21 protein-coding genes are annotated in these 26,155 nt (G+C 38.2%); 7 read left to right on the top strand and 14 right to left on the bottom strand.

The features are described from left to right. Positions 1-74 precede the first annotated feature (74 nt). Positions 75-422 carry a rubredoxin gene (locus VL20_RS13315; protein ID WP_052278463.1) on the bottom strand — a complete coding sequence of 116 codons (348 nt, stop codon included), beginning with the start codon at positions 420-422 and terminating at the stop codon, positions 75-77. A 554-nt stretch (positions 423-976) separates the two neighbouring features. On the opposite strand from VL20_RS13315, the gene VL20_RS13310 reads away from it, so the two are divergent. Further along, positions 977-3,274 carry a TOMM precursor leader peptide-binding protein gene (locus VL20_RS13310; protein ID WP_052276781.1) on the top strand — a complete coding sequence of 766 codons (2,298 nt, stop codon included), beginning with the start codon at positions 977-979 and terminating at the stop codon, positions 3,272-3,274. A gap of 34 nt (positions 3,275-3,308) precedes the next feature. Here VL20_RS13310 and VL20_RS13305 read toward each other — a convergent pair whose 3' ends face one another. The 8 genes from VL20_RS13305 to VL20_RS13270 form a co-directional block, all read right to left on the bottom strand. Continuing rightward, positions 3,309-3,608, bottom strand: coding sequence for a helix-turn-helix domain-containing protein (locus VL20_RS13305; protein ID WP_012266232.1), 300 nt, complete (start codon positions 3,606-3,608; stop codon positions 3,309-3,311). Positions 3,609-3,610: 2 nt separating this feature from the next. Beyond that, entirely contained in the window at positions 3,611-3,955 is a 345-nt protein-coding gene (locus VL20_RS13300; RefSeq protein WP_002798095.1) for a type II toxin-antitoxin system RelE/ParE family toxin, read from the bottom strand. A 234-nt stretch (positions 3,956-4,189) separates the two neighbouring features. After that, the gene (locus tag VL20_RS13295) at positions 4,190-4,684 is read right to left on the bottom strand and encodes a GNAT family N-acetyltransferase (RefSeq protein WP_052276780.1); all 495 of its coding nucleotides are present in this window, start codon (positions 4,682-4,684) and stop codon (positions 4,190-4,192) included. Continuing rightward, on the bottom strand, positions 4,681-4,971 hold the full coding sequence (locus tag VL20_RS13290) for a type II toxin-antitoxin system TacA family antitoxin (protein ID WP_002778803.1): 291 nt from the start codon (positions 4,969-4,971) through the stop codon (positions 4,681-4,683). Before VL20_RS13290 ends, VL20_RS13295 begins: the two co-directional genes overlap by 4 nt. A 264-nt stretch (positions 4,972-5,235) precedes the next feature. Continuing rightward, positions 5,236-5,508 (bottom strand): hypothetical protein, encoded by a 273-nt coding sequence (locus VL20_RS13285; protein WP_002799473.1) that lies wholly within the window; start codon positions 5,506-5,508, stop codon positions 5,236-5,238. Further along, positions 5,486-5,773 carry a BrnT family toxin gene (locus VL20_RS13280; RefSeq protein WP_052276779.1) on the bottom strand — a complete coding sequence of 96 codons (288 nt, stop codon included), beginning with the start codon at positions 5,771-5,773 and terminating at the stop codon, positions 5,486-5,488. The genes VL20_RS13285 and VL20_RS13280 overlap by 23 nt, the downstream gene beginning before the upstream one ends. A 223-nt stretch (positions 5,774-5,996) precedes the next feature. Continuing rightward, positions 5,997-7,808 (bottom strand): hypothetical protein, encoded by a 1,812-nt coding sequence (locus tag VL20_RS13275; RefSeq protein ID WP_052276778.1) that lies wholly within the window; start codon positions 7,806-7,808, stop codon positions 5,997-5,999. Between the two features lie 110 nt (positions 7,809-7,918). Further along, positions 7,919-9,286, bottom strand: a complete 1,368-nt coding sequence (locus VL20_RS13270; RefSeq protein ID WP_052276777.1) for a hypothetical protein — start codon at positions 9,284-9,286, stop codon at positions 7,919-7,921. Between the two features lie 479 nt (positions 9,287-9,765). Here VL20_RS13270 and VL20_RS13265 point away from each other — a divergent pair, with 479 nt between their 5' ends. After that, positions 9,766-10,092 carry a DUF4258 domain-containing protein gene (locus VL20_RS13265; protein ID WP_202861585.1) on the top strand — a complete coding sequence of 109 codons (327 nt, stop codon included), beginning with the start codon at positions 9,766-9,768 and terminating at the stop codon, positions 10,090-10,092. Beyond that, positions 10,089-10,304, top strand: coding sequence for a hypothetical protein (locus tag VL20_RS13260; protein WP_002757627.1), 216 nt, complete (start codon positions 10,089-10,091; stop codon positions 10,302-10,304). Before VL20_RS13265 ends, VL20_RS13260 begins: the two co-directional genes overlap by 4 nt. 88 nt (positions 10,305-10,392) lie before the next feature. Here the strand turns inward: VL20_RS13260 and VL20_RS13255 are convergent, their stop codons facing one another. Then, the gene (locus tag VL20_RS13255; protein ID WP_002738362.1) at positions 10,393-10,647 is read right to left on the bottom strand and encodes a BrnA antitoxin family protein; all 255 of its coding nucleotides are present in this window, start codon (positions 10,645-10,647) and stop codon (positions 10,393-10,395) included. Continuing rightward, positions 10,631-10,903, bottom strand: coding sequence for a BrnT family toxin (locus VL20_RS13250; protein WP_045357897.1), 273 nt, complete (start codon positions 10,901-10,903; stop codon positions 10,631-10,633). Before VL20_RS13250 ends, VL20_RS13255 begins: the two co-directional genes overlap by 17 nt. Before the next feature lie 294 nt (positions 10,904-11,197). Between VL20_RS13250 and VL20_RS13245 the strand changes: the two genes are divergently transcribed. From VL20_RS13245 to VL20_RS13230, 4 genes are all read left to right on the top strand, one after another. Beyond that, on the top strand, positions 11,198-12,283 hold the full coding sequence (locus VL20_RS13245; protein WP_052276776.1) for an amidohydrolase family protein: 1,086 nt from the start codon (positions 11,198-11,200) through the stop codon (positions 12,281-12,283). A 23-nt stretch (positions 12,284-12,306) separates the two neighbouring features. After that, positions 12,307-12,963, top strand: a complete 657-nt coding sequence (locus VL20_RS13240) for a hypothetical protein (RefSeq protein ID WP_052278461.1) — start codon at positions 12,307-12,309, stop codon at positions 12,961-12,963. 204 nt (positions 12,964-13,167) lie between these two features. Continuing rightward, on the top strand, positions 13,168-14,547 hold the full coding sequence (locus VL20_RS13235) for a radical SAM/SPASM domain-containing protein (protein ID WP_052276775.1): 1,380 nt from the start codon (positions 13,168-13,170) through the stop codon (positions 14,545-14,547). A gap of 72 nt (positions 14,548-14,619) precedes the next feature. Next, positions 14,620-20,403: an AAA family ATPase gene (locus VL20_RS13230; protein WP_052276774.1), complete on the top strand. Its 5,784-nt coding sequence runs from the start codon at positions 14,620-14,622 to the stop codon at positions 20,401-20,403. A 21-nt stretch (positions 20,404-20,424) separates the two neighbouring features. Here VL20_RS13230 and VL20_RS13225 read toward each other — a convergent pair whose 3' ends face one another. The 3 genes from VL20_RS13225 to VL20_RS13215 all read right to left on the bottom strand — a co-directional run bounded on the left by VL20_RS13225 (position 20,425) and on the right by VL20_RS13215 (position 26,130). Continuing rightward, entirely contained in the window at positions 20,425-21,762 is a 1,338-nt protein-coding gene (locus VL20_RS13225; RefSeq protein WP_052276773.1) for an AAA-like domain-containing protein, read from the bottom strand. Positions 21,763-22,211: 449 nt separating this feature from the next. Then, complete coding sequence (locus VL20_RS13220) at positions 22,212-23,423, bottom strand: glycosyltransferase (protein ID WP_052276772.1); 1,212 nt, start codon at positions 23,421-23,423, stop codon at positions 22,212-22,214. Positions 23,424-23,496: 73 nt separating this feature from the next. Beyond that, entirely contained in the window at positions 23,497-26,130 is a 2,634-nt protein-coding gene (locus tag VL20_RS13215; RefSeq protein WP_052276771.1) for a methyl-accepting chemotaxis protein, read from the bottom strand. Positions 26,131-26,155 lie beyond the last annotated feature (25 nt).

Raw genomic sequence — 26,155 nt, 5'->3', positions numbered from 1 at the left:
GACGGATTAGGGTTTGTACCCGATGGGTTACAGGCTCATAAGAGCCGTTGGATTAAAGATAATGAGTGCTTGAGTTAGTTTAAACCATATAAACTAATAAAGAAAACAAATCCTAGCGCTAAAGCCCCGAAAATCAAAATATTTTTTTGTGACGGAGTCAGACGGTTAACTCCAAAACCATAGCTAAGATTTTCTTGGAATCCCGAAGGAGCATCTTTGGCTCCGATGTTGATAAATTGGGAACGACGCACACCACACACGGGACAGCGCCACGTTTCTGGCAATTCCTCGAAGGGGGTTCCAGCGGGAGTGTTGGTTTTACTATCTCCCTTGCTGGGGTCGTAAACGTAGCCGCAGGAGCGACATTCGTAGTTGGCAGGGGCCTGGTCGGCTAGGGTTAGTTCTGGTGGGCGATCGCTCATAACTAAGATTAAAGGAATTTTCAACACTCTGTTACAAATTATCCTTGAAAATTGACCCCTCTCACGGCCAACCCCTGACAGAATACCAAGTTTTCAAGTCTTAAAAGGATTAGCGAGGCAGCATATCGGCTTTAAAAAAAGTAAGATTAATCTATTAGGGCTTAAATGTCTATTAAAACTTTATTAAGTTGATATTTGGGCTATTTACCCTGATTTTGGTAGTCAAATTTATTCCGAGAAATTGAGAAATTTCAGGCAGGGAAGAAATTAGGGGTCTGATTTCTCACCTCTAACCGATTATTCTTGACCAAATTGACTAAATCCCCGGCTTAATTTCTTCTTAGAGGCGAGAGTGAAGCTAAATTACTTGTCTTCATATTGAATAAATTTAATCACTTTTAGCGATCGCTTTTATATTTTGGCATAAATGGGCTGCTTCCTCGCCGTTCCCGAAAACGAAAACTTCGCAGCTCACAATTAAGATAACTGCTATCAACCTTATATTATAGGTATATCATCAACCTTACCTATCCCTTAAAAAGAGAGTAAAAATTATGTTCAACCAGCTTGATTGGAATCCTGCCTATTCAATTGAAACCCTAGAACCAAATACGGTATTTTTTCTATCTGAGCGAGAATCAATCTGTTTTCAAGAGCCGCTTTATTATCGTTTAGTAAGATTAATCGATGGTCAACGTAATCTTGATGAAATTATTGATATTCTTCAGTTAGAACTGTTACAAAATCAAGAAATCAATCCTAGTAATACTAATTCGTTCGCAGTTATTATTAATTATAGTCTGGCAATTCAAAAAGCAATTTTTCAGTTATATAAACGAGGGTTTTTGTTAGAAAAAAAAGAATTATTACCGTCTAATTTAGCAATTTTATGCCATCATCTTCAGGTTTCTCAAGACCAAGCTTTTGAACGATTACAATCTCTGAAGGTTACGGTTAAAAGCCTAGGCTCAATTCCCCAGCAAGATTTGATCAATATTTTAAATTCCTTGCAAATTCAAGTCGCAGATGAAGGGGATTTAACCATTATTTTAACCGATAATTATCTTCATCCTGATTTAGATAGTATTAATCAACAAGCTTTAGTCTCGCAAAAGCCTTGGTTATTAGTTAATCCCCTGGGAAATCTAGCATGGATTGGTCCCTTATTTGATCCCGATAAAACTGGTTGTTGGCATTGTTTGGCTCAACGATTACGAGATAATCGTCCCGTGGAGGAATTTATCATTAGACAGAGAGACAATAAGATTTCTTTAATTTCTCCTTTAGGGTTTTCTTCAGCGACAATACAGACGGTTTTAAATCTGACGGCTATGGAGGTTTTTAAGTGGATTATTCAAGGTAAAAATCAACGTTTAGAAGGAATGCTAATGACTTATGATACTTTAAATTTACAATTTCAAGAGCATATTTTAGTTAAACGTCCGAACTGTCCTAGTTGTGGATATTCTCTAAATAAAACACCTTTACCCGTGGTTTTGGGACATCGTAAAAAGGCTTTTACCAGTGATGGGGGACATCGTTTTTGTTCTCCTGAAGAAACCTTAAGAACCTATCAACATCATATCGGTCCTATTACGGGAATTGTGCGAGAATTAAATAAGATACAAGGGAATGCTTTAGTTCATACTTATGTAGCTAAACATCATTTTCGTAGTGTCTTTGATGATTTAGACAGTTTACGGCAAAATATTGGAGGTAGAAGTGCGGGAAAAGGCCGTACAGATAGTCAAGCAAAAGCAAGTGGATTTTGTGAAGCTATTGAGCGCTATTCGGGAGTTTTTCAAGGGAATGAAATCAGAGAAAAAGCGAGTTATCAAGAGTTAGGAGATAAAGCTATTCATCCTAACAAATGTATGAATTTTAGTGAAAAACAATATCAACATCGAGAAGAATGGAATGGGAAGAATCAAGGATGGTTTCAAAAAGTCCCTGAACCTTTTGATGAAACTAGAATCATTGATTGGACTCCTGTATGGTCTTTAACCGCTCAAGATTTTAAGTATTTACCGACGGGATATTGTTATTATGGTTATTCTCAATCTGAACCCTTAGATTGTTGGGCTGATTCTAATGGCTGCGCCGCAGGAAATACGATAGAAGAAGCGATTTTACAAGGGTTTATGGAGTTAGTGGAACGAGATTGTGTGGCTTTATGGTGGTATAATCAATTAGTTAAACCTTCCGTTAATTTAGAGAGCTTTAATGAGCCATATTTTGAGCAATTAAAGCAATATTATGAGGGGTTAAATCGGGAGCTATGGGTGTTAGATATTACCAGTGATTTGAATATTCCCTGTTTTGCTGCTATTAGTCCGAGAAAGGAGCGGGAAGTGGAGGACATTTTGTTAGGGTATGGGGCGCATTTTGACCCGAAAATTGCTATTAGTCGAGCGTTAACAGAGGTTAATCAAATCTTACCCAATGTGTTATCTTTTAAGGAAGATGGGACAACGATTTATCCTCCCTCTGCTGATCCTTTGGCGGTTAAATGGTGGCAAACGGCAAGGTTAAGCAATCAATCTTATTTAGTTCCCGATAGTAAAATAATACCCAAAAAAAGTCATAATTATTTACAATTAGCTAGTGATGATTTATTAGCGGATGTTAAATTGTGTCAGCGAATTGTTGAGTCAAAGGAGATGGAAATGTTAGTCTTAGATCAGACTCGTCCCGATATTGGTTTAAGGGTGGCTAAAGTCATTGTCCCCGGAATGCGTCATATGTGGAAGCGTTTAGGGGCAGGAAGATTGTATGATGTTCCTGTTAGCATGGGATGGTTAAAAGAGACTTTGACGGAAGATGAATTAAATCCTTTTCCCATGTGGATGTAACCCTTGTTCATGGTCAATTATTGATGATTTTAAGTTACTTGGTGAAGATTTCGAGTTTAACTTTCATTCCCGTTTTATCTAAAAGACTGAGTAATTTATCAACAGTAAAACGGCTAATTTCTCCATTCATTAAATCACTAATTTTCGGTTGTGTTTCCTCGAAAAAAGTGGCGGCTTCTTGCTGTGTCCATCTTTTTTCTTGGATAAAAGACCGCAAGGTTAACATCAAATCGGCTCTAATTTTTAAGTTAGTTGCTTCTTCACTGTTAAATCCTAAATCTTCAAAGATGTTATCGCTACCAAAAGTGATCTCAATAGGGTTAGATTGTGTCATGGTTATCCCTCCTGTAATTGTTGTCTAAATTGAATCATTTGTTGATAACGTTGTTGTCCCAATTCAATTTCTTTTTTCGAGGTTTTCTGTGTTTTTTTACCGAAAGCATGAAGGACATAAATCGCTTCTTTAAACCTTGCCACATAAAAGATTCTGTAGGTTTCTCCTGTCCAAATTCTAATTTCTTCTGTTCCTTGACCAATAATGGGAATGGGTTTAAAATCATTGGGTTTCTCTCCCTGTTGAATAGCTCTCAGTTGAAAACCTGCTTTACGCTTTGCGTCTTCAGGAAAATCTCTAATATCTTCCCTTGACGTCCCAATCCAGTAAATGGGTTTATCTCCCATGTTGGGGTTAATGATTAAGGTTGATACCTAATTTAGTATAATATGATCATCAGTTTGTCAATTGTTCGTTAGTTGACAAGCAAGATGATGATCATTTTAGTTTAACTGAATCTAAGTAAAGTGTATCAGGGCAAATATCTCGTTCATGAGGCCATAAGCAAAGTTATTCTGGACTTAAACGTACCTGTAGGGGCAAACCCCCTGTGGTTGACCCCGTGTTGCCCCTGTAGCGCACTAAGCAATACAAGCGCGTAAATCATTAAGAGTAATCATCAACGTCATCGGTTCAAGAGGAGACACATCAAAACCTAAAGCCAAATAAAAATTCTTAGCTTCTTCTGAAATAGCATGAACAATAATTCCCCGAATACCAATGGTATCAGCCGCTTTAACAACCCGTAGCGCACCATCACGAAATAAACCGCATCCTAAACCTTGACCTTGGGAAGAAGTATCTACTGCCAATCGTGCCAAAATTACCACTGGAATTGGGTTAGGCATATTCCGCCGAAATTTACCATTAGCTGATTGTATACTAATCGCCCCGGAAGCAAGGGCGTAATACCCAACTACCCTATTGTCAACGCAGGTAACAAAAGTTCTAGTTGCACCACTGGCTTGATTAGCATAAGCTCGACGCTTCAACCAATCATCAAGAGAAGTAATTCCGCAGGAAAAATCAGTGATTGAGTGATAACTAGCCAGAGGTTCAGGTGGTGTCAAATTCATTCCTTCTCCCAAGGTGCGAGCGTCTGCATGGTTTTGCGTAAACGTTCATTAGGTTGAGGTGGTGCATCTAGAAGTGCGATAAATTCTGCATAAGCCTCTGGACTAGCCCAAAAAATAGTACGTTCGAGCAAAGTTTCCTCCGCAGCATTCCGCGCGGCTTCCAAAATAAAATCAGTTCTATTCTTACCTTGCACTTTGGCTGCCATATCGATCAAATTGCGTTCTTCTGGCTTAATTCGCAAATTTAGGGTATTACGCGGAGTCTTACTTTTTGTTTTACTACTCATAAGATGGGTGTGTAATTCCAAACTTAATTATTTTAACATAATGTAGTGACAACGACATTACACTATGTACGATACGATACCAGGATTTTTCAGAGAGATGAGCATCATTTGATGAAAGTCTAGGCTTCAAACCTTTCCATTATAACTGATAGGTAAAAGGTGTGTCACCGCAGTAACACACCTTTATTATTGTTGGTTTTTGTTGTTTCAAACTAATCGAGAAGAAGGGGCGTGCTGCTATGCAGTGCCGTAGGCATCGCACTATTATTGAGGAATTAATTTAATTAAACTTCTTAAGGTCGCATTAACGGATTCCGAATTAGGAAAATATTTTTTAACATCAGGATCAAGAATAATTACATCATTTTGCGCTGGAAAATGTTCAACCGTTTTTGTTCCATCTTCATGATGAATAGTAACGCTATGACCTTCCCGATACTGTTGGTAATATTTTCCGCGAACAGGATTTTTAAGTTGACTTAAATCATATTCTTCTCGCAAGTCATCTTCTAATTCATCTTGGATTTTCTCGTTCATAATATCTCCTTTCTTTGGGTGTAACTAATCTTGCACTAATTAAACGAATTTTATGATCACGATCCGTATAAGAAACAAATAGAAATTTACCTTGATCTGATAAACCTATTATAAGATAGCGATTCTCCCCTGTAGAATGGTCAGGATCATCGAAATTTACAGCTAAGGGATCATCAAATACGGTGGATGCTTCTTCAAAAGAAATGTTATGTTTTCTTTGATTTATTTTTGCTTTCTGTTTATCCCCTTCAAATGCTAGTTCCAAATCATTGCCACTTTGCCAACTGAAATATCTCCAATTTATAGCATATCCTGATGGCGGAATAACAATTTTTCCTCTGCGATCGCGTCTTCCTAAAGTTTGACCAATAGAGAGATATATAAGCGATCGCCGTTGATAGTAAAAGGTATGTCACCGCAGTAACACACCTTTATTAGTGTTGGGTTTCGTTGTTTCAACCCAATCGAGAAGAAGAAGCGATCGCAATTTAGCTATCTTGATCCTCAACCTTTTCAATAATCCAAAATTCATCAACATCTTTTTTAGTGGTTAAATAAAGACCATTACTAACAAGATTCTGGTCTTTATAGTATATATTCTTAAAATAAACTTGATCCCCATCTTGGATGAGTTTATCATTAGGATTATTTTTAAAAATTTGCCAATTTTGTTGTTGGTAGTTTGTTTCAGTAGAGTAGTAATAACAGCTTGGGGTTGTCCAAGCACCCAAGACGTTATATTTACCGACAAATTCCTCAGTAGATTTGATTTGAACAATCATTCCATTCTCAACATTGCCTATCCCACCTGTAAATTCTAAGGCAATTTTACCTGTGTTTCCCAATCTGGGATAATATTGTGATCCATTTAATCCCAAAGATTTATCTGCACCTACGATATATTGACCATTTTGATTTCTTAAATAGAATTGATCACCAAACTGAACAGATTTAGATATGGGGGGTTTTGGTGATGATAAACCTAGTTTAGTAGAGGTCACACCTAGCAACAGAGGCAAGGTACTCTTGACTGGACCAATCGTAATTGTGTTGCCACTATCTTCATACAAGATATCGGATTTGCTTCCATAGGTTGAGCACTGAGAACTCCCAATATTAAACGAGCCTATTGTAATTAATTTTTGACTATTTAGAGAATTTTTTGCCGACTGGTAAGCCTTATTATTAAGTCTAAGCTTGATCTGTGGCTGAAAGCCAACAATAATTTCAGTTGGTAGGAGACTCATTGAACCATTTTTTCCGAAAAATGAAGGATAATCAGACTTAAGTTTGTGACAATAGTTTGACACGATACTTTTATCAAACCATACCCCAGGTGAGATAGAGAATGTTGCCAAACCGATAAAACTTATCGTCAATTCAAATTGTTCATCCCACCAATTATCGTCACTGTCAGAATTGGAAAAATTTAGAAAATTAGGAAAGGTAGAAAAATCAAACGGAATTTCATTAAAATATGGTTCTGAATCAATAACAGAGTTACTTTTTTTAATAGTAATTGTATAGCCAGCTTTTTTATCATCAGCACTTGCAGCTTGCCATTCTTGATACTTGGTTGTAAAACCATCAATAGAAAAAGCTGGTGCATAACTTTCAACTAATGTAGAATCAGGTGGGGGTGGAGTTTGGCCGGGTAACGTGGTCGTTCCCCCTGCTGATGCTAGAGATCCTGTAATAATAGGCATATTATAGGAATTTTTATCTGTTATGTCGGCTGCTCCCCCTGTAGGACTTACTGCTTTTCTAGCTTCTGCAATGACTGAGTAACCATCACCATATTTTTGTTTCATTAAGTCTTCATATTGGATAATTTTAGCGTTTAAACTATCTTTAGCTATACTGTAAGCTGGGTAAAACTGATTAATATAATCCCCAAAAGTAATGTTTTCGCTTGCTTGATTTTTATAAGTATTGTATTTTTCTCTGGCCTGAGTATCAATATCATTAAATTTGCTTTGTGAGTCCATCAGGCTGTTATAGGCTTTCTCAATTTCGCTATCTAGTTGAGGATCAGGATCCCCGTCTAAGTCAATAGAATAGAGAAAAAGAGTATAGCTAGTTAATAAACTATTGTTAGAGGAGTATCGGGTACTCCAAGTTGGAATAGCATTCCCTATGTCAAATACTTCTTTGTTGATGATCTTTGAATTTGCATTACCAAGATCAACAACCAGTGTTGTTCCAGCCAAAGAAATAAACTGAGTTTCTGTGTCAAAATTACCATTAGTTACTAATTGAAGTAATTTGATAGCGTATTGTTGAAAAAAGTTACTAGACATTATCATATTCTTCTTTGGTAGAATTCAGATCATGTTATTTGAATTGAATGTCTATCCGAGTAGATTAAATTCAACCTATCTGATAGACATCCAATCAAGGGTGTGTATTCCTATGAAATAGTTACCTTGTTACAGAGAACTCCGATGATTTGTGGCACTGTAGATACGACAGGACCAATTGTAAAGGAATTATTACTGTCGTTAAAAGTAACCTTTGATTTATCCGAGTAACTCGACTCGCTCACACTTCCAATAGTAAATGGTCCAAACTTGTAAGCAATATTGGCTGATTGTTGGAATTGGGATTTGAAATTTGAGTAGTCACTAGCAGAGACTGTCATGGTAATTTTGGGCTGAAAACCAATCAAAACTTGAGCCGGAATTCGTGCTAGTGTTCCATTTTCACTGAAAAAGTTGGGATGACCTTGACGAAGGCTATTACCATAGTTTTTGACGATGCCTAGATCAAACCAGAGATTGGAAAAGATGGGGAAGAGACCAGATCCTAAAAACTCGACTTCAAAGGAAAAATTACTGGCAGTATAATCGAAGGTCTGCTCTTTATAGGATGCCTGACCAGAGACATAGACAGCAGTAAACCATCCAACAGGGAAACGAGCATTCGCTGCTGCACTCCAACCAAAATCACTCCAGTTTGCCGCACTGGATGAAGCATCCAAACGAATCTTTAAGCCATTAAAAACAGGTGGTTGCTGTACACTGTATGTCTGCCATTCTTGGTACTTTGCCGTAAAGGCTGAATCGAGTGTGAATCCGGGAGCATAGGTTGAAATCAATGAACTTGGTGTGGTGGGTGGATTTTGACCGGGAAGCACGGGCGCACCACTCCCTGCTGGTGCAGAACTACCAAGTTTTACGGGCATATTCAGAGTATTTTTTAAGAGTGCTTGCGCTCCATCAAAACCTGCTTTACCTTGTGCAGCAACAATGGTCTGATAGTCAGGACCATACGCCTGTTGCATTAGTTGATTATATTTTGATTGTGCCGCATCCAATGCTAATTTTGCCTGACCATAGGTAGGGTATTGGGTTCGCACATAATCTGGAAAAGAGATTGCTGAATCGATTGCTTTATAGGCAGTCCAAGCAGCAACTGCTTTAGTTTGAACACTGATGTAATTGTCTTGAGCAGGTTGTATTGCACTAGCAGCAAGATTAATTTGACTTTGTAAGTTGGGATTAGGATCTCCTTGGAGCTTGATCCAATTGAGAAATGAGAAATATGAAGATATCAAGCTACTGGATGGTGTGTAGGCCCCCCCAGCGGCAGGAATAGTATTACCAATCTCAAAAACGTTGGCATTAATAATTTCTGTATCGGCATTGGCTAAATCAACATTAAGCGTTTGTCCTGCCAATGAAAAAGTCTGAGTTTTCGGATCGAACTGTCCAGAAGTGGCTTGATCTAATATCGCTTTAGCATATGCAGACCAAGCATTTTGAGAAGTTAAAGCCATGATAAATTTTCTCCGTTATATTTGAGAGTTTTGTCGTTTTTTACACCCTCAAGACATTCTCAAAAATCTATTCGTGAAATTTTCGAGTTAGCCATAGTGCCTTAAGCAAAATGCCTTGTCTTTGGGGTTAAAAGTGATTTGTTTAATCACCTTTGATACCAGAATAAGTTTTATTTTGAGTAATGGCAATCTCTAAAGTTAATACTTTTCTAATAGGTTTTTTTGAGTAGAATATTAACTTTTATATGAGATTTATATTAGATTTATATTAGATTTAAAGGGTCACTTTATAGTATGACTCCCTAATTCCTTAAGTAGAACTAATGAATTAATCTGGCGACTAAAATCATCAAAACCCTTTTACCCTCTGACTTGTAGCGGTTTTAGGGGATGAAAAGAAGGCAGCAAAAAAGCGATCGCAATTCTTGAAAACAGACAGCGATCGCCTTCTTCCTTGAATAAAGAGATGCTATGATTAGATGATGAGTATAACCTTCCAATTAGTTCTGGCTTTACTTTCCCGTGGGCAAGTCAAAATATCAGCCCATGGCTACGATGAACTAGCAAATGACGGTATTCTGGTAAGGGATGTGATAACAGGTATTAGAGAAGCTGTCATTCTCGAAGATTACCTGGAATATCCTAAAGGGCGTTGTGTGCTAGTCTTACAGAAAGATAGTCAGGGTAAACCCGTTCATGTGGTTTGGGGTATAGCCAAGAATACCGAATCGCCTGCTGTTCTAGTCACTGCCTATAGACCTGATCCAGCACGTTGGTCAAGTGATTTTACAAGGAGAAAACCATGACAAAAAAGCCTCACATTAAACTCATCCACATTGGAGAGTACATGGCTGAAGTGGAAGTAGAACTGATTGAGACTCCCGAAGGATGGTCGCCCTATTTATCATTAGAAGACGCTCAAAAATTAGATGATGTCCGAGAAGCCCTTCGTCAAGGTGATCTACAAAAAGCTTCCAATTTAGCACATCTTTACAAAATTACCCCTCTTACCGTTTAACTAAACTTTGACAAGAAAAAATTAAAAAGCGATCGCAATCCTTGAAAACAGACAGCGATCGGCTAACTTGTAACTATCATAAGCAACATTATTGGAGGGCTGATAATTCTTCCCGAAGAATACGACGTAAATCGGACTGAGTGAGCGATCGCTCAGAAGGAGATTGGATATATTGTTTTAAAGCCTCATTAATTAGGGTTTGATAACCCATTCCTGCGGTTTCAGCCTGTTCTCGAAAATAAGCTAGAATCTCATCATCTAGATAAATGGTAATGCGTGTTTTTCCCTGAGAGGAAATGAGCGCCCCTCGTTTTCCTTTAGAAAAATCATATTCCTTTCTCATAAGTTTTTCTCTCTTGTTTTGTAGCACGACGAGCGGAAATCAAGCGAATGACTTCACCCCGCAAAGTATAAATAACCACTAATAGTGATCCCATGTTTCCCATCCCCACTGCAATAAAACGTTCTTCTGTTATACAATCGGGATCAAGATCATGAATAGCGAGGGGATCAAAAAACACCATTTCAGCTTCTGCAAAGGAAACACCGTGCTTTTGCCAGTTGGTTTTTGCTTTTCTGGGATCATATTCAAATGTTATACATACATTATATGTATCTTAGAAGGTTGAGTCAAGCTCAAAACCCCTTCAGAGTATCACACGGATCGCCTTACCTTCCCACTTAGAGGGGTATTCAGGGGGAATGACAACTGTGCCATGATGAAGAATCATTTTAAATTCAATCGCTTCCATTCGTTAAGTTTAATAAAGTGTTGTATCAAGTTTAACCCAATCAATCCATGGAGTTTTAGGGGATGAAAAAAAAGCCTAAAAAAAGCGATCGCTTTTTCCCAATCAAATATAATTTAGGTAGAAAATTGCCGAAAAATCGCTATGCTCAACGGGTACAAAATTATTGATGCTGATTCCCACGTCATTGAACCCCCCGCAATGTGGGGCCAATACCTAGACCCTAAATTTAGGGAATTTGCTCCTTCTGCTGACATGAAAATCAAAGGAGAACCGATTAGTCAAAAAATCTCCCCACAAGTCCAAGCAGAAGGGAATAAGCAGATGATGCAAGCTCATCCCCATGCTTATCTCAACCGCTATAACCCAGAGTCCCATGTTCAAGCAATGGTACAAATGGGGGTAGATAGGGCCTTTATTTATCCTACCTATGGACTGTGGTTATTTGCCATTGATAGCCTACCTGCCGAAGTGATGGGGGCTTTTGTCCGTGCCTACAATACATGGTTATATGAAGAATATTGTAGCTATGACCCGGCTAGACTGAAAGGAGTGGCTGCAGTCAATCAACATGATCCCGAAGATATGGTCAAAGAGCTACACCGCATGGCGAACTTGGGCTGGAAGGCGGTTTTTTTGCGCCCTAATCCCGTTAAAGGCAGAATTTTGAGCGATCGAGCCTATGAACACTTTTGGGCGGCCTGCGAGGATTTGGACATGGCTGTAGGAATTCATGAAGGCACTCATAGCCGCTTACCCACCACTGGTGCAGAGCGGTTTAATAGTCGGTTTGCGCTTCATGCTTGTTCTCACCCGATGGAACAAATGATGGCACTGTTAGCCTTAATTGAAGGGGGGGTTTTAGAACGTCATCGGAGGCTGAGGGTGGCGTTTCTAGAGTCAGGGTGTGGTTGGCTTCCCTATTGGTTATGGAAGCTTGACGAGGAGTATAAAAATTTACATTGGGAAGTCCAAGATCGGGTAAAATTACTACCATCGGAGTATTTCCGCCGTCAGTGTTACATTGCAGGGGAACCCTCTGAACCTTGTTTGGCTCAGGTCATTGATTTTATCGGTTCTGATAACTTAATCTTCGGGTCTGATTATCCTCACATGGATCATCAGGCTGATGGGGTAAAAAAAGTTATAGGACTTGAAGACAACTTATCTCAGGAGATAGTCAAAAAAATCGTTTGGGAAAATCCTCAGCGATTTTATTGTCCAATTTAATTTCTCAAAAAGGAAGCACACTTATGTTTGAAACTCGTAGCTTATTCTACAAGGCAGAAAAAGTTAATGAAGCCGCTCATCAAATGAAACATAAATCCCCACACATTAATTTTTTACAGCGTCTTTATCAACAGTCAAAACAAGTTTCTCAAATTATTGCTTATATTTGGCGATGGGCTGATGAAAATGAAGAGAAATACGCCGAGCAAAAGAGAGTGGCCAATCTCTTAAGGACTTATTTTGAACATCCGACCTCAGACCAGGGATTGAAAAAAGGAAAGAATGCTGATCACCTCAAAAAATTGTTTGGAGCTAATCCCAAACAACCACTAGAAACCGTTGATGAATCTGATCCAGCTTATTTACTGAAACAAGTCTTCTTTCCACAAGGTAAACCACCCGATGAATATATTTTTCCAATCTTTGATGAATATGAACTGGGAGAGCAAAACCCAAGCTTGGGTTACTTATTTGAAGTGACGTATAGTAGCTTTATTGGTCAAATATTGGATGCAGATAACAATGCACCAGAGTTGTTTAAAATGATTATTCCCTATCCACCTGAGCCGTCATGGGGAAATGCCACTTTAAATGCAGATGATTTGTCCGACTGGATATCAAACCGAAAACCAGGGAAATATTTTGCCGACAATCCTTATATTCCGACAACTTGTTCCTAGAAGCCTTACAAACTAAGTAGGGAGGCACAATTATTTGTAGGATGGGTTAGCGGTAGCGTAACATAATCGGGGGTTGGGTTTCATGCTTCAACCCAACCTACGTTCATCTTATATTTAATTCCACCCACCTACTTAATTGAACAAAAATAAGAATTGCTCGCCTCACCTCAAGGGTGAGGATTTTATCGTTAAATTAGTCAAAAAATGATTATTAAAGATCCTCAGAACCTTTTATCCGATCTGACAATAAATACTTCTATCTTTTCAGATAGAATTCTTGAGATTCCCTCCCATAATATTCCTTTGCATCCTCATAGTATCAAAAAATTGCTAATGACGGCTAAGGATAAATATGCGGTTGTTGTCTTTCAGCCAACTTTACCCATTCTTTCAGATTTGGGTTTGCCTAGTTATCCTATACTAGCGTATTTATATCCCCAAGAATTAAGTGATATTTGGCATCAATTACAACCCCACATAGAGACATTCCTAACAAGCAAAACTATTCAACCTCAGCCTATTCCATTAGTTTTACTATCGGCAATAGATAGAGATGAGCAGTTACATTATTTTAGTTGTCATTATGGAAAAGCGATCGCACCTTCTTATGTCAGAGTTGTTGTTGGTAACACTTGTAATCTTAAGTGTGTTATGTGTCCCTATCATAGTTCTTCGATAAAGTCTAATCATACTACAGATTTTTTTCAAAAGAAAAAAGTCATGTCTTGGGAGATGATGGAGAAACTAGCAGCAGACTGTGGAAAAGCAGCAACTACCATTGTAATAGGTAGTGTTGAAGAACCATTACTTCATCCTAAACTTATAGACTTTATTCAACTTTGCCGACAGCAAGGTGTTCCAAAAGTTCATCTAACTACTAATGGTCAACTTCTGAATAAAACTTATATTAAAGCTCTGTTAAAATCGGGTTTAACCAGTATTGATATTAGTCTTGATGCGGCGACTCCAGAGACTTATTTAAGAATTCGAGGTGGAGATTTAAGCCAGGTCGAATCCAATACAATTGATCTGTTAAGAATTAGAGATCAGTTGGGTATTGACTGCGAAATTAGAACCTCTTTTGTCAGAAATTACAATGTTAATCTTGAGGAAGAAGAAGCATTTTTAAATCGTTGGTTATCAAAAGTTAATAGTGTTTTTATCCTTAATATTGCTGAATATCAAGAAAATAATATGCGACTAAAAAAACACAATCAAGGGGTACAAAAATCCCTCCAATATTATCAACAAAAAGCGCAAGGGCGCTGGACTTGTTTATTCCCTTTTCTGGAAATGGCAGTTTTACCCAATGGCAAAATCTACTACTGTATAGAAACCTTATTTAGACTAGGTTTTGATCAAGAGATTGAAAGTTTAGGGGATTATAATCAACAAACTTTACAAGATATTTGGTCGGGAGAGTTATTCCAGCAACTACGACAAGATTTAATTCTTAATCAATTAGAAAAAAGAAGAGCTTGTCAAGACTGTGAGATGTGGAAATCGCAAATAATTGATCAAGAACTAAAAGATGGATACTCAGTGCTAACCACAACGGTGACAGAAATTTATTCTCAAGTCTGATCTAAGAGTTTAATGGACATTTTTCTGCTCAAATGCTAGAAAATAAGTAAAAACGTTATTAAAAAGTGAGTTATGAAAGATTATCAACTAATCACAAAAATTTATGAAAGTTCTAGTTCTCTAGTCTATCGAGGTATTTTTAAGGCAAATGCTCAACCGATTATTCTTAAAATTCTTAAAGAAAATTATCCAACTCCTTCAGAGATTACCCGTTATCGACAGGAATATGAAATTATCCGTTCTTTGAACATAGACAGTGTTGTTAAAGCTTATGATTTACAGCGACACTATAATAGTTTGATAATGTTTTTAGAAGATTTTGGAGGTCGATCTTTAGAGTTATTGCTATCTCAAGGTAAATTAAATTTGGAAAACTTTCTTTTGATCGCTATTAAAATAACTGAGGGGTTAGCTGCTATTCATCAGGCTAATATTATTCACAAAGACATTAACCCATCTAATATTGTCTATAACCCTGAAACCGAACAACTGAAAATCATTGATTTTGATATTTCCACCCGTTTATCCCAAGAATTTTTCACAGCTTGTCCTCCTAACCAATTAGAAGGGACTTTAGCTTATATTGCCCCAGAACAAACAGGAAGAATGAACCGAGGTCTAGATTACCGTAGTGATTTTTATTCCCTTGGAGTTACTTTATATGAACTTTTAACCAATCAATTGCCCTTTGAAACCACCGATCCTATGGAGTTAGTTCATTGTCATATTGCCCAACAACCTTTACCTGTTCATCAACTCATTCCAGAGATTCCCTTAACTCTCTCTAATATCATTAACAAACTGCTCGCAAAAACCCCAGAAAAAAGATATCAAACTGCCTTGGGTATTAAAGCTGACTTAGAAATCTGTCTTCATCAATTAAAGACGTTAGGACAGATTGCTCAGTTTTCTTTAGGTGGTCAGGATCTGACTGATAAATTTCAGATTTCTCAAAAAATATATGGTCGAAAACGGGAAGTTACTCAACTTTTGAAGGCTTTTGAGCGGGTTAGTCAAGGAACCAATGAAATGATCCTCATTTCTGGCTATTCAGGGATTGGGAAATCAGCTTTAGTTCATGAAATTTACCAACAAGTTACATATAAGCAAGGGCGATTAATTAGAGGAAAATTTGATCAGTTACAAAGAGATACTCCTTATTCAGCTATTTCTCAAGCCTTTCAAATCTTAATCCGTCAACTTCTAGGTGAGCCAGAAAATATCCTGCAAGCTTGGAAAGAGAAAATTTTGGAAGCATTGGGTAAGAACGGTCAAATTATTATCGATGTTATTCCCGAAGTTGAAAAAATTATTGGCAAACAGCAACCTGTTGAACTATTAGGAGGAAGTGAAAGTCAAAATAGATTTCATTTATTTTTTAAACGATTTGTCAATGTTTTTTCTCAAAAAGAAAATCCATTAGTGATATTTATCGATGATTTACAATGGGCAGATTTACCCTCTTTAAACTTAATTGAACAATTAATATCAGATTCTGACATTAAATATTTTCTGATAATTGGAGCCTATCGAGATAATGAAGTTAGTTCGATTCATCCTTTAATGAATACTTTAGAGAAAATTCAGCAATCACAAGTTTCTGTATCGAAAATTACTCTTGCTCCTTTGCAGATGAAGCACATTAATCAATTAATTGCTGATACCTTAAGTTGTTCGATAGAAGTTACTATGCCTTTGGCAGATTTGGTGACACAGAAAACAGGTGGAAACCCCTTTTTTATCGCTCAGTTTCTCTATTCTTTATACCAAGATGGTTTCATAATATTTAATCCTTCTTCTACTAAATTGGAAAATAATAAGCAAAGTTATTGGCAATGGGATCTTACCGAAATTAAAAGTCTATCAATTACCGATAATGTCGTTGATTTAATGACCCATAAAATAAAAAAATTAGCTCAAAAAACTCAAAATATTCTAAAATTAGCCGCTTGTATTGGTAATCAATTTAGTCTAGAAGCTCTTTCTATTGTAAATAATACATCTCAACATATTACGGCTCAACAACTACAATTAGCCCTTGATAAAGGGTTAGTAATACCATTAGATAATAACTATAAACTAGCTCTACTCTGGGATTCAAAAGAATTATCGAGGCAACTCTTAGAAACTGAAACTTTGGGTGGGTATTCTAACTATGTTTCCTATAAATTTTTACACGACAGAGTGCAGCAAGCAGTTTATTCTTTAATTCCAGAGGAAGAAAAGAAAAGGACTCATCTACAAATTGGTCGCCTACTGCTAAAAAACATTACAGACGATGAATTATTAAACAATATTTTTGAAATTGTTAATCAACTTAATGAAGGTTCTGAGCTAATTACTGAGCAACAAGAAAAAGATAACTTGGCAGAATTAAATCTTAAAGCTGCTAAAAAAGCTAAAGCATCAACTGCTTATGAAACAGCATTAAAGTATTTAGATTCTGGTCTCAGTTTATTAACAACTAATAGTTGGAGTGAGCAGTATCAATTGACTTTAGAACTTCATGAAGAAAAATTACATTCTCTCTTTCTTAATACAGAATTTCAGCAAATTTTATTTTATTCAAATATCATTATTAACCAAGCTAAATCGATCTTAGATAAAGTCAAAACATATCAGATAAAGATTGAATTTTACTATGCAAATTTTCAACCTGATCAGGCGATTGATACCGCTTTAAAAACTTTGAAAGAACTGGGAATTTTAATTTATAGAAGAAATGGCAAAAGTAATATTAATCAAAGCATTAATAAGTCCTTAAATTTAATTCTACAAAAAAGGAAAATTGACGATTTAGAAAGCCTTCCTGTTATGACTGATCCCTATAAGCTTAAAGCCATTCAAATCTTACAACAAATAATGTCTTCGACGGCAACTACTGATCCCCTATTACATATAAAAATAATCCTCAAACAGATTGATTTATTTATCAACCATGGAAATTCTCCTGAATCAGCAGCAACATATAGCTACTATGGAATGATATTATGTGGCTCTATCAATAATTATAATTTAGGATATGAATTTGGTAAATTAGCCCTTAAATTGCTCGATAAATATAATATTCGTCAAGTACAAGCTCTTATTATACAGACACATTATGGATGTATATATCACTGGAAAGAGTATCTGAGAAATAAAGAGATCGATAACGAGTTACTAAAGAGTTTTCAAATCGGTTTAGATGTAGGGGATAACCAGTTTGCCTCTTATGTAGCTATAGACTATTGTATTTATAGACTGTTGGGAGGTTATCATTTGGAAGAAGTTGAACAGGAATATATCAAGTATAATCGAGTTATTAAAAAACTCAAGCAAACTTTTTCCTCTTTTTACCAAGAAATTTCTTATAATATAGTCAATAATTTACAAAAAAGCTTAAAAAAAGAAATTGCTTTATTTGTCGGTAAATCCCCTGAAGAAGAAAATGCAGTTTTAGACCAATTAAATCAGACTAACAATGAATGGTTACTTTTTCTGATTTACTTTGCTAAACTATTATTATTTTATCTTCTTAAGATTTACAAGTCGGCAGTTACTTATGGAGAAAGAGGACTTCAATATATTTCAAACCCAACTATAAACTCATTTTTGATTTCTCCTCAACATAATTTCTATTCATCTTTGAGTTTTCTAGCTTATTATCATGACACAGAGCAAAATGATCAAAGAAAATTACTACAACAAGTAGATAACAATCAGAAAAATATGGCAAAATGGGCAAGTCATTGTCCAGCAAATTTTCAACATAAATATGATTTAGTCGAAGCAGAAAAAGCGAGAGTCTTAGGTCAAAATTGGGAAGCTCAAGAATTTTATGAAAAAGCCATTCAAGGAGCAAAAAAATACGAATTTATCCATGAAGAGGCTTTAGCTTATGAACGTGCCTCTGAATTTTATTTTACTTTAGGTAGAGAAGAAATCGGGAAATTATACCTCAGAAATGCCTATCATTGTTACATTCGTTGGGGTGCAAAGGCCAAAGTTAAACAATTAGAAGAAGAATACCCTCAATATTTATTAGGTATCAGCAATGAAAACAAATCTAAAGGACTGAGTACCACTATTTCAACTACTGGTAATGATGGAGCAGTTCTTGATTTAACCACTATTCTCAAAGCCTCACAAGCAATTTCTGGAGAAATTAAACTGGAAAATCTCCTAACAAATTTAATGAAAATTGTCATTGAAAATGCAGGAGCGCAGAAAGGTTGTCTGATTTTAGAACAGGAAGGAAATTGGGTCATTGAAGCTCAAGGAACAATTGATCAAGAAACTATTAATATCTTACAATCAATTCCCATAGAATCTATCGACCATGATAACTCAATTCCCATTTTACCCACTAGCATTATTAATTATGTCGCTCGTACAAAAGGAACTATCGTTTTAAATGATGCCACATCTGAAGGTCAATTTACCAACGATTATTATATTGTGGATAAAGAAACTAAATCTATTCTTTGTACTCCTTTACTCAATCAAGGTCAATTAAAAGGAATTGTTTATTTAGAAAATAATTTAACAACAGGCGCATTTACCTCAGAAAGAGTTGAACTATTAAATATTCTAGCAGCTCAAGCTGCTATCTCTATTGATAACTCAAGACTCTATCAAACCTTAGAACAAAGAGTAGAAGAACGGACAAAAGAACTCACAAACACTTTAGAGGTACTGAAAGCAACTCAAGCAGAACTTATCTTTGAAAATGACCTGCTTAAAAGTGCTGAACAACCTCCCAAATTTGTCTATCAAGTGGGGGGAAGTTTACCGATGGATGCGCCGAATTATGTGGTTCGACAAGCCGATCGCAATCTTTATAAAGCTCTCAAACAAGGTCTATTTTGCTATGTTTTAAATGCACGTCAAATGGGAAAATCTAGCTTAATGGTGCGGATGATGAGCCAATTACAAAAGGAGGGAATTAGATGTGCAGTAATTGACTTAACTCGGCTAGGAACAGATAATATTACCCCCGAACAATGGTATAAAGGATTAGCAGTTGATCTGCTCCGCAGTTTTGGATTAATCAAACAATTGAAAACTTTTAAAGCTTGGTGGAATGAACAATTAGACCTGCCTCCTGTACAACGATTAGGACAATTTATGGAAGAGTTTCTTCTAGTTAATGACGATTTTAATCAGCGGCAATCTAGACAATCGACTGTTATATTTATTGATGAAATTGATAGCATTTTAGGGTTAAAATTTGATGTCTCTGACTTTTTTGCTTTAATTCGTTCTTTTTATAACCAGAGAGCGATTCAACCTCAATTTCAAGAGCTAACTTTTGCCTTTTTTGGTGCTACCACACCTTCAGCTTTAATTACTGACCCCCAGAAAACACCTTTTAATATTGGTAACGCTATTGAATTAGCAAGTTTTAAAGAACACGAAGCTCAACCTTTATTATATGGGTTAACAGAAAAAGTCAGTAATCTTCAGACAATGCTCAAACAAGTCTTAAGCTGGACGGGAGGGCAACCTTTCTTAACTCAAAAACTCTGTCAACTGATGCGGGATAGTGAGCAACCAATCCCCTCTAATCAAGAAGAACAATGGTTGGCCAACTTAGTAGCAGAAAAAATTATTCAAGATTGGGAGATGCAGGATCAACCCGAACATTTAAAAACTATTCAAGATCGCCTTCTTCAAAGTCCAAACCGAACCCAATTATTAACCTTGTATCGACAAATTCTGCATCAAGAAGCAATACAGATTGATAACAATCCCTATTTACCTGAGTTGTTTTTATCTGGATTAGTGGTAAAACGACATGGTAAAATGGACGTTCATAATCGGATTTATCAGACGATATTTAATACCGATTGGCTTGAGCGATCGCTATCTTAAAACCATGGTTCAAAAATTTGTTTATACTGAACCAGTATATTGACTTACAAAGTACTTTTGATACAACTGACAACTGACAATTGCTTGATTTTCTCTGAGTTTAATTAAACCCATACTATTAAGTTTATAAGCAATAATTGGATCGACTATTATTGGTTGATTCCCTTGACAAATCTGTTGAAAAACATCGGCAAGTTCGGGTTGTTTTTGTAAAGTGACCCAGTGCAGCTGTAAATGAGAGGAATAAATCCCCGTTGATGTAGTTGCTGATTTGATTAAATCTTCAATCCTGATTTGTTCTTGGCTAAGATGATAAATCGCTAAATGAATCAAGGCAGGATGTCCCCCCACTAAGTCGTTCAATTGTTGAATTTCGTTGGTGGCTAATTGATTTAATTGATATTTTTTGGCCAATTCTGCCACTTCTTCTTGACCAAAACCCTGTAACTCTATGGGTAATCCCACATTAAAAGGAGACTGTTCTAATCGCAGAGAAACATAAGATTCTGTGGATTGAACAATAATTAAACGTAATTTCTGCCACAGGGGAGATCGCTTAGATTCTTCATAACAAGCTCGGATTAAAGGTAAAAAATCTTCCGCTACTTTCGGATGTTCAAAGACTCGATGCACTCCATCTAAAGCCAATACCAGTGGCTGTTTTATCTCTCGTAAAATATACTCTTCAAAATAAATTGTCCAACTCATTTTAATTCCTATATCTTCATCCCAATAATCATCTAATTTGGCTTCTAAATTCAACTGCCGAGCACAATTACGGCAAATCCAGCGTAAGAACTTGTTAAAATTTGCTATAATGTCTTGGTCTGCTTTTTGTAAATCTAAACTAACAATTTGATAACCGAATCGTTGTTGACAAGCCTCTAAAATTGTTAATAATAAAGACGTTTTCCCCCATTTTTTGGGAGCCTTAATGCGAACTAACGACCCAGATCGGCCGATCTCCTCGATAATTTTTGCTTCAAGGTTTGTTCGTTTTAGATAATAATAAGAATTATAGGGAACAGGAGCATCGGGGTATTCTGGACGCTCATTCTGGGGATATTCATTACCGCAATACTGAAGCGATGTGGAGTTGGTAAAATGAGATTGTAGTCTAGATAAAAAATTTTTTTTATTGATCGTTTCTCCGATCAGTTGCGAGAGTCTATCATAGAGTCCTGGGGCAACTACATTGGCAAGATAGCTGCTACTATAACCATTTTCTTGGGCAATTTCTTGATAGTTCTTTTTCTGCCAAAGTCCTCGCAATAATAATTGTTCTGTGTCATTGAGACAGCGATTCTCAAGCTTGAGCAGTTGCCCATTAAGAATCTCTTGGATTTCCTCGAATTTCATTATTTTTGTCCAAGGTAAGAAGATTTGAAGAAATAGATTATTTGATTTTCCAGTTCCGTTGCAGCCAGAAATATTGAATCTTGACATAACGGCAGCGATTCAAACCGCAATGGGTATATTTTTGACAAACAAGCTGACGAGAACCAGTAACCGACAAAATTGTGCGACGGCAACACCGAGAGGGATTAATTTCCCCCCTTGCTAGGAAATTATAGCATTTCTTGTCAAGGTCAATTACACGGCGAGCAATTATCTCTTGATAATTTCTATCAAAACCCCTAAGTCTTCAGCGTCTAACTACTCGATAATCCTATTAAGAATTAATTCGGAAAAATCCTCACAGGAGTTGACTAGACAGGGTTTTAGCAATCAGATGTACTGCATTTCAACTGCCTATTGGTAATTTTAGTACAGTGGCTGCTCCCAATCTTGCCAACAACGGTTAACAGTTACTGTTCATCCCTCAATACACTTGCTCCCAGAGCTTCTAGGGTTTCTTGCAGCATTTCAGCGCGAGATACATTACCCTGATCTTTCAATAATTGTAGGCCTTTTTGCCAAATCTCGATCGCTTCATTATAACTACCGAAAACTATATAAGCAACCCCTAGATTTTGGTAAATAGTGGGATTATCCGGGTTTAACTTGAGAGCTTTTTTATAAGCTTTAATCGATTCTGGTAGCCGGTGCAGTTGTTTGAGAACCAGTCCTAAATTATAGTAACCATCGGCATAGCTAGGATCAATTTCTACGGTTTTCTCAAATACAGATAAGGCAGTTTCGTATTTTTCTGCTTCGTATAATAACCCACCGAAATTATTATAAGCACCCAGTTTTAATTTATCTAAAATTGGCTGCTTAATCGCTTTAATAAAATTATCGGCTGATTGCTTAAATTCCTCTACTGAATAATAATAATTAGCGAGATGATAATACAACTCGTATAAAATATGCGGATTAGAGCCATGGCATTTTAAACCGTGTTTGAGCAGCTTAAAACCCTCTTTATCCCTGCCAATCTTCAGATATAACCCTCCCAATTTACTACACACATAGGGATCGTGAGGATGTTGCTGATAAAAACCCTCCATCGCTTTTCTTGCCCGTTCAAACTTATCTAAGCTGGCTATTTTATCGACGGTGTAACCGTAGTGAAAGATAGCAATTTCTGGCAGTTCAACTATTTTCCAATTAGGCTCTTTTTTTAATAAAATAGCCACATTATCATCAATAATTGAGTGATAGGGACGGGTAAAAGTGACCTGAGGATGTCGGCGAAATAGCCGCGAAATTAGAGAATAAGGTGATTGTATGGCTCCGATTTCATGGCGGATTAAATTAATCACTAAATTTTCCTCTTTTTCCATTGCCCGACGCATTTTCGGTACGATAGCCGGATTTAATTCCTCATCGGCATCAAGGACTAAAATCCAATCGCCAGTAACATATTTTAAAGCCTCATTTCTGGCATCGGAAAAATTACCCCGCCAATCGTAGCTAGGAACTATGGCACTGTAACTTTGAGCAATAGCGATCGTATCATCGGTCGAACCCGTATCCATAACGATCATCTCATCCACCACCCCTTTAACGCTATCCAAACAGCGCCGGAGATTTTCGGCTTCATTTTTGACAATCATGCAGAGACTAAGTTTAGGCATAACTTTACTCACTCTAGCGGTCAATCTTGAGGGATAGCGGCTAATCAATAACCCACTGATTAGCGCTCACCGATTATCGATCATCCTCTGAGTCTACCTTAAACCGTTCTACCGAAGAAAGCAGCTCCCGGGAGATACTCACCAATTTTTGCAGAGAACCCGCCACCCGTTGGGATTCTTGGGAAGTTTCCTGAGCAGTTAACTCCACCGACTGCATAACTTGGGCGACATTGAGGGAATTTTCCCGTTGTTTAACCGTATCGGCGGTAATCGATCGCACCAGCGTATCGATGCGGTTAGAAACTTGGATAATATCTTCTAGGGACTTCTTCGCCTGTTCCGAGCGCTCGGTGACATCGATAACCTGTTGAATCCCTTCCTCCATCGCCATCATTACCGAACCCGTTTCCGATTGAATCTGTAAAACGATCTGTTCAATTTCCTTAAGAGATTTAGCGGCTCTATCGGCCAACTGACGCACCTCATCGGCCACAACCGCAAAACCCCGGCCCGCCTCTCCTGCTCGCGCCGCTTGAATCGAGGCATTAAGAGCCAATAAATTGGTCCGCGAGGCAATCTGAGAGACTACCGCGACAATTTTCGAGATTTCCTGGGAAGCTTCCGCCAAACGCTTGACTTTTCGCGCCGTTTCTGATACGGTCTCGCGGATTTGTAGAATTCCCGCCACGGTTCTTTCCACGGAATCGCCCCCCTTCAGGGCGGTAATCGAGGAAGTGCGAGCGACTTCTTCGGCTTCTCTGGCGTTTTCCGCCACCCGTTGAATTGAGTCGGTCATCATCTGTACCGAATTAAGGGTGACGGCCAATTCCTCCGCCATCCGCAGGGCATCGCTAGACTGATTGCGGGCGAAAGATTCACTATTGGTACTGCCTTGATTCACCTGTTTTGCCGCTTTTTTCACCTGTCGGACAATTTCGCGCAGGTTTTGGATCGTCAAATTAAAAGCATCGGCCACCGCCCCTAAAACATCGGCGCTTACCTCCGCTTCCACGGTCAGATCTCCCCGAGCCGCTCCTTCCACATCATCGAGAAGTCGAATCACTTGCCGTTGTAAGTCTTCCCGTTCCCGTTCCGTTTCGGCGGCGCGGCGTTGGGCTTCCGTGGTGGTAATTACCACCACCCGAGCCATCTGATTGAAACGATTGGCCAGTTGACCGAATTCATCTTCCGAGTAGATCGTCGCTTTAGCGTTAAAATTACCTTCCGAGAGATGATCGAATTGGCTTTGCAGATCGTTGAGACTGCGCTTAATCTGACTAATTAGCAACTGTAAACCTAGCCAAGTCAGGGCAAAGGTTCCCAATCCAGTTAATAACATCATTGCTGGTTTCGGTTGACTCCAAGGAGAAAGGCTGGCTGGTGCTGGTGGTATTGGGGCTGGTTTGGGGGCAACTTTTGCAGAAAGCCAAGAGGTGGTGCTAACGGCAAAAATTAACACCACCGGGGTAATACCCGCTAAAGCCGCTAAAATTAATTGCTTTTTGCCTAAAGAAGCGTTGACAAAAAAGCCTAATTTGCCCGGATTGACTTCCACCACTGGCTTGAGCAAGTGCTCGGAAGCATGGGTAAGATGACTATCTCTTTTGTCATTGGGGATTTTTAGACTAGAAGGATTAAAACTAGGCTCTCCCACACCAGAACTGGCATTAAGGCGCGCACCGGGTTCGGGGAGAAAACCACCACTTAAAGCTTCCCCCCCCGAACCGGTAAATAGCTCCCAGTCCCCCAGTCCTTGAACCGTATCCGTCAGAGCCAGTGGGGAAAAACCGTCTAAATCCTCATCATTGAGTTCTGGTTGCCCAAAATCTCCGGTTTCGTCTTCCTCGTATCTTTTTTGAGTGACTCTGCCCTGATTAAGGCCAGTTTTTGCCCCTTGTGGGTGGGTCGATTCCAGGTCAATGGCAAAAGTGCTTTCTTCTAGGGTATCCCTATAGGATAACTCCTGATCTCTACCGGTCAGGGGATTTCCCCCCAGATCAGAGGAAACCATAAAAGTGGCTTCTCCCGTTGACCCTAACTCACCGTCCCACCCTTCCTCCAGCGAGTCAATCTCCGCCGCTTCTAAAAAGGGGAAAGGGGCTTCCCCCTCCGCCGAATCGCTAGACCACTGGGAACCGTGAGAGCCAGGGCCCGGCAGGGTAAGGGAACTAAAGGCGGTTTCCTCCGATTCCTCAAAATCATCGTCATAGGAATGGACTTTACTTACCGTAGGCTCGCTGGGATCCTCCTCATTGAAAAGACTACTATTCCAATCCAGCCCTTTATTTTGTCCATCGGGGTCAGCCCCTTGCGACTTCCTGGGGCGAGAATGGTTAAAACCTTGACCTAGATCGAACGCTGCCTCGCTGTAGGCAATGCTTTCCGTAGCAGCGATCGTAAAATCTCCCTCCTCGGCTTCAAAACGCAATTGCCGAATCTGATCGAGACCACGCTGGGCATAATCGGCTAGATCGGAACTATTGGGAGAATTTTTAGCCAATTGCAGCACTTTTTCGTAACGCTCCTCCGCCAATCTGTATTGTTGTAGTCCTAGATGAATGTGACCCTGTAAAAGCATGACATTGGCATCCTCGGGATACTTGCTGATCATCTCTTTGACAATGACGGCGGCATCCTCAAGGTTGCCCTGGCAATAGGCGGTGTTAGCCTTTCTATAGAGTTTTGCGTATTCTGTCCCTGACGGCATTTGCCCCTCCCCTAGTAAAGTTAAA

The organism is Microcystis panniformis FACHB-1757, from assembly GCF_001264245.1.
Lineage (GTDB): Bacteria > Cyanobacteriota > Cyanobacteriia > Cyanobacteriales > Microcystaceae > Microcystis > Microcystis panniformis.
Note: the sequence above shows the minus strand (reverse complement) of the source record. Positions and strands in the feature narration are given on the sequence as shown.